Origin of the sequence: Nonomuraea sp. LP-02, from assembly GCF_036289125.1 — a bacterium.
In the GTDB taxonomy this organism is placed as follows: Bacteria; Actinomycetota; Actinomycetes; order Streptosporangiales; family Streptosporangiaceae; genus Nonomuraea; species Nonomuraea bangladeshensis.
The window spans coordinates 48,225-59,923 of sequence record NZ_JAXCLK010000001.1 but is presented as its reverse complement, the minus strand read 5'-3'; the positions used below and the strand labels follow the sequence as shown (position 1 = coordinate 59,923).

Annotated in this window: 11 protein-coding genes; 2 read left to right on the top strand and 9 right to left on the bottom strand. The window is 72.4% G+C overall.

The features are described from left to right. The first annotated feature begins 131 nt into the window (after positions 1-131). Entirely contained in the window at positions 132-377 is a 246-nt protein-coding gene (locus SMD20_RS00310) for a hypothetical protein (RefSeq protein WP_329573640.1), read from the top strand. Positions 378-381: 4 nt separating this feature from the next. On the opposite strand, the gene SMD20_RS00305 is transcribed toward SMD20_RS00310, so the two are convergent. The 7 genes from SMD20_RS00305 to SMD20_RS00275 all read right to left on the bottom strand — a co-directional run bounded on the left by SMD20_RS00305 (position 382) and on the right by SMD20_RS00275 (position 9,541). Further along, on the bottom strand, positions 382-1,032 hold the full coding sequence (locus tag SMD20_RS00305; RefSeq protein WP_329573638.1) for a class I SAM-dependent methyltransferase: 651 nt from the start codon (positions 1,030-1,032) through the stop codon (positions 382-384). A gap of 124 nt (positions 1,033-1,156) precedes the next feature. Beyond that, a complete protein-coding gene (locus SMD20_RS00300; RefSeq protein ID WP_329573636.1) occupies positions 1,157-1,723 on the bottom strand; it encodes a YybH family protein in 567 nt (188 codons plus the stop codon). 331 nt (positions 1,724-2,054) lie between these two features. After that, a complete protein-coding gene (gene nirD / locus SMD20_RS00295) occupies positions 2,055-2,381 on the bottom strand; it encodes a nitrite reductase small subunit NirD (RefSeq protein WP_329573634.1) in 327 nt (108 codons plus the stop codon). Continuing rightward, a complete protein-coding gene (nirB, locus tag SMD20_RS00290; protein WP_329573632.1) occupies positions 2,378-4,807 on the bottom strand; it encodes a nitrite reductase large subunit NirB in 2,430 nt (809 codons plus the stop codon). Before nirB ends, nirD begins: the two co-directional genes overlap by 4 nt. Next, positions 4,804-6,198, bottom strand: coding sequence for an FAD-dependent oxidoreductase (locus tag SMD20_RS00285; RefSeq protein ID WP_329573630.1), 1,395 nt, complete (start codon positions 6,196-6,198; stop codon positions 4,804-4,806). The genes nirB and SMD20_RS00285 overlap by 4 nt, the downstream gene beginning before the upstream one ends. Then, positions 6,195-8,228: a molybdopterin oxidoreductase family protein gene (locus SMD20_RS00280; protein WP_329573628.1), complete on the bottom strand. Its 2,034-nt coding sequence runs from the start codon at positions 8,226-8,228 to the stop codon at positions 6,195-6,197. Before SMD20_RS00280 ends, SMD20_RS00285 begins: the two co-directional genes overlap by 4 nt. Before the next feature lie 2 nt (positions 8,229-8,230). Then, entirely contained in the window at positions 8,231-9,541 is a 1,311-nt protein-coding gene (locus tag SMD20_RS00275; protein ID WP_329573626.1) for an MFS transporter, read from the bottom strand. A 201-nt stretch (positions 9,542-9,742) separates the two neighbouring features. Here SMD20_RS00275 and SMD20_RS00270 point away from each other — a divergent pair, with 201 nt between their 5' ends. Next, positions 9,743-10,033, top strand: a complete 291-nt coding sequence (locus SMD20_RS00270; protein ID WP_329573624.1) for a hypothetical protein — start codon at positions 9,743-9,745, stop codon at positions 10,031-10,033. A gap of 96 nt (positions 10,034-10,129) precedes the next feature. Here SMD20_RS00270 and SMD20_RS00265 read toward each other — a convergent pair whose 3' ends face one another. After that, the gene (locus SMD20_RS00265) at positions 10,130-10,615 is read right to left on the bottom strand and encodes a GNAT family N-acetyltransferase (RefSeq protein WP_329573623.1); all 486 of its coding nucleotides are present in this window, start codon (positions 10,613-10,615) and stop codon (positions 10,130-10,132) included. A 50-nt stretch (positions 10,616-10,665) separates the two neighbouring features. Next, a complete protein-coding gene (locus SMD20_RS00260; protein ID WP_329573622.1) occupies positions 10,666-11,643 on the bottom strand; it encodes an aldo/keto reductase in 978 nt (325 codons plus the stop codon). Between the last annotated feature and the right edge of the window lie 56 nt (positions 11,644-11,699).

Below are 11,699 nucleotides of genomic sequence, written 5' to 3'. Positions count from 1 at the left end.
ATACACCGCCCGACGGGCGGAGGTTCCCGGACAATCGACATTTCCCGATGGGAGGCGCGTCATTCGCGCATGCGACGCGCACAATGAAAAGGCAGGGCGAGAATTCGGCGAGGAGCGAGGAGGCTGCCGCCGTGTCCGCCGCCGGACGTCAGAATCTCGACGCGATGCTGGACGTGCTCGTCTACGAGAACGTGCTGGTGGCGTGGCGGCGCGCGCCGCTGGGCGGCTACCTGATCGTCTCCCACGAGGGCGAGGAGATCAGGATGACCGCGCAGCAGGCGGACATGTGGTCGCGGGGCGCGTTCGCCGTCTATCTGGCTCTGGTCGACGCCCGCCGGATCAGCCCGCGCATCCCCGGCGACGGCGCACGTCACTAGGGCGTCAGGGGTTGCGCGCCCGCCCCAGGATGTGGGTCAGCGTCGGCGACGACGGCAGCGCCTTGAAGGGGAAGCTCTCGCACTCCTCGACGACGAGCCCGCTGTCGCGCAGGGCCCGGGCGGTGTCGCGGTTGGGCCGGCAGTCGCCGGTCACCAGCCGCCACAGCGGCGTGACGGCGTGCTGGAGCAGGCCCACGGCCGGGCGGGCCGAGCGTACGTGCTCGAAGAAGCGCACCTCGCCGCCGGGCCTGAGCACGCGGCGCACCTCGGCCAGGGCGGCCCGCTGGTCCGGCACCGAGCACAGCACCAGCGACAGCACCACCGCGTCGCAGCCGCCGTCGGCGACCGGCAGCGCCCCGCCGTGGCCGGCCACCACGCGCACGGGCACCTTCGCGGCTGCCGCCGCCCGCTCGGCGAAGGCGCGCAGCACGTCGTCCGGTTCGACCGCGACGACCTCGCGCACCTCGGCCGGGTAGTGCGCGAAGTTCAGCCCGTTGCCCGCGCCGACCTCGACGACCCGCCCCCACAGGCCGGCCAGCAGGCGCGCGCGCAGCTCGCCGGTGGCCCGGGTCTCCGCCTCGGCGCTCAGCCTGGCGTAGGCGCGGGCGAAGCGCGGATGCTGGAACCGCGACAGGTCCTGCGGCAGATCACCCATGATCCCACCGTAGGTCAGGACCGCACGAGGCGCGCGATCGCGTCCGAGGTCTCCTTGACCTTCGCCTCGGCCTCGGCCCCGCCCGCGCGCCACACCCCCTCCCGTGTTACGGAACCTGCTCCGGTCAGCCCGGCTTGTTGGTCATGAGGTCCGTGATCTTCCACTGGCCGCCCTGGTCGGCCAGCAGGAACAGCTCGCGGTAGGCGTCGCCGCCCTGCTTGCTGCGCGCGCGGACCACCGCGTACTGCTGGCCGAGGTCGCGCGAGTCCTCGATGGTGTGCGTGGCCTTGGAAACGTCCTTGTTCTTGAGCTGCTCCTGATAGAGGCTGCGGATCGCGCTTCCGCCGGTCGCCGTGGCCTTGCCGGCGATGGCGACCACCGCGTCGTCGGAGAAGGAGCTGACGACCTTGTCCACGTTGCCCGACTTGAGGGCGTCGAAGAAGTTCATGACGGCCGAGCGCGCCTGCGCGGCACCGGCGGTGCCGGTGGGCGAGCCCGTCTCCGTCGAGGTGGGCGATTCGGACTCCATGCCGGTGCCGGTCTCTCCCGGCGACATCATGCCGGTGGGCGAGGCGGGGCTCGCCTCGCCCTTCATGGCCTGCGAGTCGGTGCCCGCGGCGCAGCCCGCGACCAGCAGGGCGGGAACGACGGCGGCCAACAGGAATGCTCTGCGGTGAGAAATCTTGCTCATGGCCGCTTTGATGCCCCGGCGATCGATTGACGAATGCGCGGTTTAGGCACTTCCGACGGGTTCTTTACTCGGTCCGGTATTACTCGACTGAATGACCCGATATGCCGAGACCGTTCAGAGCTTCGATCGTTGCCGGGGCGAGACCAGCGAAGCTGGTGCCCCCGATACCGTCGCTCCAGTGCCGCGAACCCAGGCGAATCCGGACCCCCTTCCGCAGCGTGAGGACGCCGAGCGTTGCGACAGCTCCGAGACGGGACGCCGCTGCGTCCTGCCCGCGGGCCACCGCAGCCCACACGTCTTCCCGCCGGCCGAGGAGCTCCGGCGCTGACGGCTATGTCCGCACCTCCACCGCCGCACCCGCCAGCCGCACCCCGTAGACCGGCACGCGCACGCCCCGCTCGTCCAGGCACTGGCCGGTGGCCAGCGAGAACACCTGCTTGTGCAGCGGCGAGGCCACGGTCGGCTCGCCCTTCCTGGTGCCGACGATACCGCGCGAGAGCACGTACGCCCCGCTGAACGGGTCGAGGTTGTCCAGCGCGTGCAGCCCGCCGTCCCAGGTGCGGAACAGCGCGACCTGCCGGCCCCCCACCAGCACGCACACGCCGCGCTCCGGCAGCAGGTCGTCGTAGCCGCACACCGGCGTCCACGCGGCGCTCATCGGGCCATCACCGGCTTGATCTGGCCGCGCTCGCGCTCGAACACGATCGACGGGTCGGGGACGCCCGGCGCGTTGACGAAGCTGACGAACCGCCGCAGCTTGTCCGGGTCGTCCAGGGTGGCCGACCACTCGTCGGCGTACGTGGCGACGTGGTGCGCCATCTGCGCGTCGAGGTCGGCGCAGATGCCCAGCGAATCTTCCATGATCACCTCACGCAGGTGGTCGAGGCCGCCCTCCAGCGACTCCAGCCACGCGGAGGTGCGCTGGAGGCGGTCGGCGGTGCGGACGTAGTACATCAGGAACCGGTCGATGGTCCTGATGAGCTCCTCGGTGGACAGGTCGGCGGCCAGCAGGTCGGCGTGGCGGGGCTGGAAGCCGCCGTTGCCCGCGACGTACAGGTTCCAGCCCTTCTCGGTGGCGATGATGCCGAAGTCCTTCGAGCGGGCCTCGGCGCACTCGCGCGCGCAGCCGGAGACCGCGGACTTCAGCTTGTGCGGCGAGCGCAGGCCCCGGTAGCGCAGCTCCAGCTCGATGGCCAGGCCCACCGAGTCCTGCACCCCGTAGCGGCACCAGGTGGAGCCGACGCACGACTTCACGGTGCGCAGCGCCTTGCCGTAGGCGTGGCCGGACTCGAACCCTGCGTCCACGAGCCGCCGCCAGATCAGCGGGAGCTGCTCGACGCGGGCGCCGAACAGGTCGATGCGCTGACCGCCGGTGATCTTCGTGTAGAGGCCGAAGTCGCGGGCCACCTCGCCGATCACGATCAGCTTCTCCGGCGTGATCTCGCCGCCGGGGATGCGCGGCACGACCGAGTACGTGCCGTTCTTCTGGATGTTGGCGAGGAAGGCGTCGTTGGTGTCCTGGAGCGCGGCCCGCTCGCCCTCCAGCACGTGCCCGTTGTGCAGCGAGGCCAGGATGGAGGCCACGGCCGGCTTGCAGACGTCGCAGCCCCGCCCCTGCCCGTGCTCGGCGATGAGCTGCGAGAACGTGGTGATCCCGCGGACCCGTACGATGTCGAACAGCTCGGCCCGCGAGTGCCCGAAGTGCTCGCACAGCGCCTTGCCGACCTCGACGCCCGACTGCTCCAGCAGCCGCTTCAGCATCGGCACGCACGAGCCGCACGTGGTGCCCGCGCGGGTGCACGCCTTCAGCCCCGGCACGTCGGTGACGCCCTGGTCGGCGACGGCGGCGCGGATGTCGTCCGCGCACACGTTGTTGCACGAGCAGACGAGCGCGTCGCCGGGCAGGTCCAGGCTCGCTCCCGCGCCGCTGAAGAGCAGGTCGGACGGCGGGGCGGGCAGTTCCTTGCCCACGAAGGGCCGCAGCGAGGCGTACGGCGAGGCGTCGCCCACGCAGATGCCGCCGAGCAGCGTCCGGGCGTCGTCGCTGACGAACAGCTTCTTGTAGACGCCGGCCACCGGGTCCATGTAGGTGACGTCCAGCGCCCCCGTCATGGCCCCGAACTGCGCGACCTCGACGCCGAGCAGCTTGAGCTTGGTGGACAGGTCCGCGCCGGTGAACGTCGCCGAGCCGCCCGTGATCCGGTCGGCGGCGACCTCCGCCATCGTGTTGCACGGCCCGGCCAGGCCGTAGATCATGCCGCCGGCCAGCGCGCACTCGCCGATCGCGTAGATCGACGGGTCGGAGGTGCGCATCCCGGGATCGACGACGACGCCGCCCCGCTCGCCCACCTCCAGCCCGGCGGCGCGGGCCAGCTCGTCGCGCGGCCTGATGCCCGCGGAGAACACCACGACCTGCGCCTCCAGCAGCGTCCCGTCCGGCGTGCGCAGCCCGGCAACCCGGCCCGCGCCGTCCACGACGACCTCCCGCACGCCCGAGCCCGCGTGCACGCCGAGCCCCAGGCCCTCGATGTGCCGCCGCAGCACCGCGCCGCCGCCCTCGTCCACCTGCCGCGGCATGAGCCAGGAGCTCATCTCCACGATGTGCGTCTTCAGCCCGAGCGCCCGCAGCGCGTCGGCCGCCTCCAGCCCGAGCAGGCCGCCGCCGACCACGACGCCCTCGGCCGCGTCCTTGGCGGCGGTCCTGATGGCGTCCAGGTCCTCGATCGTGCGGTAGACGTGGGCGTGCTCCGCCCCCGGCACCGGCGGCACGAAGGGCGCCGAGCCGGTGGCCAGTACCAGCACGTCGTACGGCAGCGCGCCCCCGTCGGCGGTGAACACCCGCCGCGCCTCCCTGTCGATGCCGGTGACGCGGGTCCCCAGCCGGGTGACCGTGCCCTCGGGCACCTCGTAGGCGAGGTCCTCCGCGCTGGTGCCGGACAGGTACGAGGTCAGCCGCACCCGGTCGTAGGCCGGCCGCGGCTCCTCCCCGATCACCGTGACGCGCCCGCCGAAGCCCTTGTCCCTGAGGCTTTCGACGAGCCGATGGGCGGCCGGCCCGAACCCGACCACGACGAGCTCCTTCATACGGAGATCCCTTCCTGCTCGCACAGCCAGCCGACGATGCCTTCCACGGCGTCGCGGCAGGTTCCGCATCCGGTGGTGGCGCGGGTGGCGGCGGCCACCCCGGCCAGATCGCGCGCCCCCGCCTCCCAGCACGCCCTGATCTGGCCCTTGGTCACGTTGTTGCACTGGCAGACCCTGGCGGCGTCCGGCATGAGCGTCGGGCTGTCGGCCACGGGCGCCGCCGACAGCCCGGGGAACAGCAGCCCCGCCCGGTCGCCCGGCACCGGCCCGCCACGGTCGAAGAGCTGGGTGAGCGTGCCGACGGCGTCGCTCTCGCCCAGCAGGATCGCGCCGACCAGGCGGCCGTCGCGGATGACGAGCTTGCGGTAGGTCCCGCGGGCCCGGTGGCTGAACCTGACCACCTCGGCGTGCTCCTCGGTGAGGTGCGTCTCCCCCATGGCGGCCAGCTCGACGCTGCGCGCCTTCAGCCGGGTCACCAGGCGGGAGCCGCGGTAGAGCGCCTTGCCGCCGGTGATGACGTCGGCGGCGACGGCGGCCTGCTCCCAGGCGGGGGCGACCAGGCCGTAGACGGTGCCGTCGTGCTCGGCGCACTCCCCGATCGCGAAGATCGACGGGTCGTCGGTACGCAGCTCGTCGTCCACGACGACGCCCCTGCGCACCTCCAGCCCCGCCTCGGCGGCGAGGCCCGTGACCGGGCGGACGCCGCAGGCCAGCACCACGAGCCCGGCCTCGACCAGCTCGCCCCCGGCCAGCCGGACGCCGTCCTCCAGCACCGCCTCGGCGGAGACGCCGGTGCGCGTCTCCACGCCGAGCCCGGCCAGCGTCTCGCCCAGCACCTCGCCGGCCTCGACGTCGAGCTGCCGCTCCATGAGATGCCCGGCGAGGTGCAGCAGCGTGACCGGCAGCCCGCGCCCGGCCAGGCCGCGGGCCGCCTCGATGCCGAGCAGCCCGCCGCCGACGACCACGGCCCGGCCGGCGTACTCGGCCGCGGCGAGGATGCGCGCGCAGTCGTCCAGGGTGCGGAACGGCACGGCCCGCTCCACGCCGGGGATCGGCGGCACGACGGCGTCGCTGCCGGTGGCCAGCACCAGCAGGTCGTACGGCTCACGCCGGCCGCTCGCGGTGACGACGTGCCTGGTCTCCCTGTCGAGGTGGGCCACGGCGTCGCCGAAGACGGCCTCGACGTCGTGGGCGGCGTACCAGGAGGCGTCGAGCAGCCGCACCTGGTCGGGGCGGGAGCCGCCGGCCAGCACCTCGGACAGCAGCACCCGGTTGTAGGGCCGGCACGACTCCGCGCCGAACACGGTGATCCTGATGCGGGGGTCGCGGGCGCGCACCTCGCTGACGAGCCGCGACCCGGCCATCCCGTTGCCCACGACGACGAGCCTCATGAGTCCCTCTCCACCCTGACCGCGCAGACCTTGAACTCCGGCATCCTCGACGTCGGGTCGAGCGCCGGGTTGGTGAGCCGGTTGGCGCCCTCCCAGTGGAAGGGCATGAACACGGTGTCGCGCCTGATGGCGTCGCTGATCCTGGCGACGGCCTTGGCCTCGCCCCGCCTGCTGGTGAGCCGCACCATGTCCCCGGCGGCGATCTCCAGCCGCTCGGCGAGGTCGGGGTGCAGCTCGACGAAGGGCTCGGGGGCGGCCTGGACGAGCGGCGCGATCCTGCGCGTCTGCGCGCCGCTCTGGTAGTGGGCCAGCACCCGGCCGGTGGTGAAGTGGACCGGATAGTCGTCGTCCGGCTCCTCGGCGGCCGGCCGGTGCCGGACCGGCACGAACCTGGCCCGCCCGTCCGGGTGCGCGAAACGGTCGAGGAAGGGGCGCGGGGTGCCCGGGTGCCCCGGCTCGGGGCAGGGCCAGAAGACGCCCTTCTCCTCGGCGATGCGCTCGTAGGTGATGCCGGAGTAGTCGGCGGGCCCGCCCCGGCCGGCCCGGCGCAGCTCGTCGAACACCTCGGCGGGCTCGGTGGCGAACCGGTGCCCCAGCCGCGCGGCGAGGCCCGCGATGACCTCCAGGTCGCTCCGCACCCCGTCCGGCGGGGCGACCGCCTGGTTGCGCAGCAGCACGCGCCCTTCGAGGTTGGTCATGGTGCCGCCCTCCTCGGCCCACTGCGTCACCGGGAACACCACGTCGGCCTGGGCGGCGGTCTCCGACAGGACGAAGTCGCAGGCGACCAGCAGGTCCAGGGCGGCGAGCCGGGCGGCGACGTGCTCGGCGGCCGGGGCCGAGATCAGCGGGTTGGAGCCGAACACCAGCAGCGCCCTGGGCCCGCCGGGCGTGCCGAGGGCGTCCAGCAGCTCGTACGCCGACCGCCCCGGCCCCGGCAGCGACTCGGCCGGCACGCCCCACACCTCGGCCACGTGCGCCCGCGCCGCCGGATCGTCGATCCTGCGGTAGCCGGGGAGCTGGTCGGCCTTCTGGCCGTGCTCCCGGCCGCCCTGGCCGTTGCCCTGCCCGGTGACGCAGCCGTAGCCGGAGCCCGTACGGCCCGGCAGGCCGAGCGCGAGGGCGATGTTGACGAAGGCGGTGACCGTGTCGGTGCCCTTGGCCTGCTGCTCGACGCCGCGGCCGGTCAGCACGTACGCGTTCGACGCGGCGGCGAGCGCCCGCACCGCCTGCCGCATCCGGTGGACGGGCACGCCGGTGATCCGCTCCACCCGCTCGGGCCACCACTCCGCCAGCGAGGTCCGCACGTCCGCGAAGCCTGTGGTGCGGGCGGCCACGTACTCCTCGTCCACCAGGTTCTCGGCGACGACGAGGTGCAGCAGGCCGAGGGCGAGCGCCAGGTCGGTGCCGGGGGCGGGCTGCAGGTGCAGCCAGGCGAGCCGGGCGGTCGGGCTGCGGCGCGGGTCGATGACGATCAGCCGCGGCCCCTCCAGGTGGCGGACGAGCGGCGGCATGGTCTCGGCCACGTTGCCGCCGGCCAGCAGGACGACGTCGGCCGCGGCCAGGTCGGTGACCGGGAACGGCATCCCCCGGTCCATCCCGAACGCCCGGATCGAGGCGGCGGCGGCCGAGGACATGCAGAAGCGGCCGTTGTAGTCGATCTGGCTGGTGCCGAGCGCCACCCGGGCGAACTTGCCCAGCGTGTACGCCTTCTCGTTGGTCAGGCCGCCCCCGCCGAACACGGCCACGGCGTCGGGGCCGTGCTCGGCGCGGATCGCGGCCAGCCGGCGGGCGACGTGGTCGAGCGCCACGTCCCACTCCACCGGCTCGCCGTGCAGGAGGGGCGTGGTGAGCCGCTCGCCGCTGGTGAGCAGCTCACCCGCCGTCCAGCCCTTCTGGCAGAGGGCGCCCGAGGCGTTGGCGGGGATGTCGGTCCTGGGCCGGACGGCCAGATCCGCGCCGTTTTCTGGGCCGATCTCCATCCCGCACTGCAGGGCGCAGTACGGGCAGTGCGTCTTCACCGGCGGGCCCACGGTCAGACCCTGGCGTGGGCGAGGCTGGCCACGACCCGGACGCCCACCTTGCGGACGTAGCACCACCAGGTGAGCGCGAAGCAGGTGGCGTAGAAGAGGCCGAAGGCGAGGAAGGCCGGGGCGGGCGAGCCGGAGGCGGCGAACGACATCCCGAACGCGCGGTTGATGAGGAAGCCGCCGAGCGCGCCGACCGCCGAGATGACGCCGATCGCGGCGCTGGCCTGCCGCTTGCCGTACAGCAGGGCCTCCTCGCCCTCGCCGCGCTCGGCCACGGCCTTGGCCTGGAAGATCGCCGGGATCATCCGGTACGTGGAGCCGTTGCCGATGCCCGAGGTGAGGAACAGCAGCTGGAAGGCCAGGAAGAACGGCCAGAAGCCGCCGCCCTCGCCGGCCGCCCAGACCAGCAGGACGCCGCCGCCCATCGCGGCGAAGTTCCACAGGGTGACCGGCGCGCCGCCCAGCCGGTCGGCCAGCCAGCCGCCGAACGGCCGGACGAGCGAGCCGATGAGGGGCCCGGCGAAGGCGACGGCGGCGTACGGGGAGTCGGGGAACAGGCTCTTGCTGAGCAGCGGGAAGGCCGTGGAGTAGCCGATGAACGAGCCGAACGTGCCGATGTACAGGAACGACATGATCCACGTCTGGGCCTTGCCGGCCACCGCGATCTGCTCGCGCGGGTTCGCCCTGGCGGTGGTCAGGTTGTCCATGAAGAACCAGGCGCAGGCGGCGGCCACCACGATGAACGGGATCCAGAACCAGCCGGCCGCGGCCAGCCCGAACGCGCCGATCACCAGCGGCATGACGAGCTGCACCGAGCTCACCCCGACGTTGCCGCCCGCGGCGTTGAGCCCGAGCGCCACCCCCTGCTTGGCCCGGGGGTAGAAGTAGGTGATGTTGGCCATGCTGGAGGCGAAGTTCCCGCCGCCGACCCCGGCGAGCGCCGCGATCACCAGGAACAGCCAGTAGGGCGTGCCCGGGTTGTTCACCGCGACCGCCAGCAGCACCGCGGGGATCAGCAGCAACAGCGCGCTGACCACGGTGAAGTTGCGCCCGCCGAACCTGGCGGGGCCGAAGGTGTAGGGCAGCCGCAGCGCCGAGCCGATCAGGTTGGGCAGCGCGACCAGCCAGAACAACTGGTCGGTGGTGAACTCGTAGGAGCCCATCCGGGTCGCGACGATGCTCCACAGGGTCCACACGGTGAAGCCGAGGTGCTCGGCGAGAATCGAGAAGATCAGGTTGCGTCGTGCGACGCGCTTTCCTGAGCTTTCCCAGAAAGCTGGGTCATCGGGGTGCCAGTCGGCGATCCAGCGCGCCATCGACCTCTCCTACGCTCGGCGTCGGGGAGCTCCAACGTAGGAATCGGTCGTTACGCACACGCACTTTCCGTGGCTGTGCGTCCGTTACAGGTGATTCACCGCGGTAACAAGCCACGCACAAGCGTCACGCCGGAAACGTGCGCGTAATGCCCGGTTACTGCCGTCTTCCTGGGGTAACGACACTCAGCAAGGGGGGGAATCATGATCAAAACACTTCACAAGATGGGCATCAAGTCCAATCACATGTACGTGGCCGGGATCTGCTCGGTCGGCCTGGCCTTCGCTTCCTGGTTCGCATCCAAGCAGACCGAGCATGCAGGGCTCGACCGCGCGGACCGATGGGGCATCTTCGTCGGGGAGTGGGCGCCCACGTTCTTCGCGATGGGGGTCGCGCTGCGCATCGAGGAGACGCACCGCGAGCTGGAGGAATCCGAGATGGAGCCCTTCGGCAGATCCCAGGAGATGCGCGGCCGGACGCACGCGGGGGTTTGACCGGCACGGCACGCGGGTCACTGGGCGTGACCCGCGTGACCGCCGTCGTCACGCAGGGCCGTTGTTACGCGGGGGTGTTGTTACGCGGGGGTGTTGTTACGCGGGGTCGAGGGCCCGGTCCGCCAGCCGCCGCAGCGGCTCGTCGGTGAGCCGGTACCGGTACCAGTCGTCCTGACGCGCCGCGCCGAGGCCCTCGTAGAAGCCGATGCTCGGCTCGTTCCAGTCGAGCACCGCCCACTCCAGGCGCTGGTAGCCGCGCTCGGCGCAGATCCTGCCCAGCTCGCCCATGAGCGCCATCCCGAGGCCGCTGCCCCGGTGCTGCGGGCGCACGTAGAGGTCCTCCATGTAGACGCCGTGCACGCCTCGCCACGTCGAGAAGGTCAGGAACCACAGGACGAAACCGGCGACCTCGCCGTCGAGCTCGGCGATGTGGGCGAAGACGGCGGGCCGCTCGCCGAACAGCGCGGCGCGCAGGCCCTCCTCGGTGGCGCGCACCTCATGGGCGGCCTTCTCGTACTCGGCCAGCTCGCGGATCAGATCGAGGATGACGGGCACGTCGTCGGGGGTAGCGGGACGAATCATGCCCACCAGGGTACGACCAGGTCAGACCTGCCCCGCTCCCCCGTTCCCCGTCACCAGCGGTCGTGGACCTGCGGGCGGATCAGCTCGTCGTAGACCCCGTTGACCGCCTCCAGCGTGGCGGCCGGCAGCGGGTCGAGCCCGGCGGCGGCCGCGTTGGCGGCGGCCTGCGCCGGGTTGCGGGCGCCGGGGATGACCACCGAGACCCCCTCCTGGTCGAGGATCCAGCGCAGCGCGAACTGCGCCATCGTCGCCCCCTCCGGCACCAGGGGAGCCAGCCGCCGCACCGCCTCCAGCCCGGTCGCGAAGTCGACGCCCGAGAACGTCTCCCCCACGTCGAACGCCTCGCCGTGCCGGTTGAAGTTACGGTGGTCGTCGGGCGCGAAGGTGGTGTTCTCGTCGTAGCGGCCCGACAGCAGGCCGCTGGCCAGCGGGACGCGGGCGATGATGCCGACCCCGGCGGCACGGGCCGCGGGCAGCACCCGCTCCAGGGGCTTCAGTCGGAAGGCGTTGAGGATGATCTGCACGCTCGCCACGTTGGGGCGGGCGATGGCGGTCAGCGCCTCCTCGCAGGTCTCCACGCTGACGCCGTACGCGGCGATCTTCTTCTCCGCCACCAGCGTGTCGAGGGCGTCGAAGACCGCGTCCGTCGAGTAGACCGGCGTCGGCGGGCAGTGGAGCTGCACCAGGTCGATGGTGTCCACGCCGAGGTTCTGGCGGGAGCGCTCGTTCCACGCGCGGAAGTTGGACATCACGTAGTTGGCGGGGAGCTGCTCCATCCGCCGGCCCATCTTCGTGGCGACCGTCAGGCCGGGGCGGCCCTTGGCGAAGCGGCCGACGATCTGCTCGCTGCGGCCGTCGCCGTACACGTCGGCGGTGTCGATGAAGGTGACGCCCGCGTCCGCGGCGGCGGACAGCGTGGCGAAGGCCTCGTCCTCGGAGACCTCGCCCCAGTCGGCGCCGAGCTGCCAGGCGCCGAGGCCGATGACGCCGACCTCACGACCGGTGCGTCCCAATATGCGGTGTTCCATCAGGGTGGCTCGCTTCCTTTGCGTACTGCCTCATATTCCACCACGGCCCGTTCACG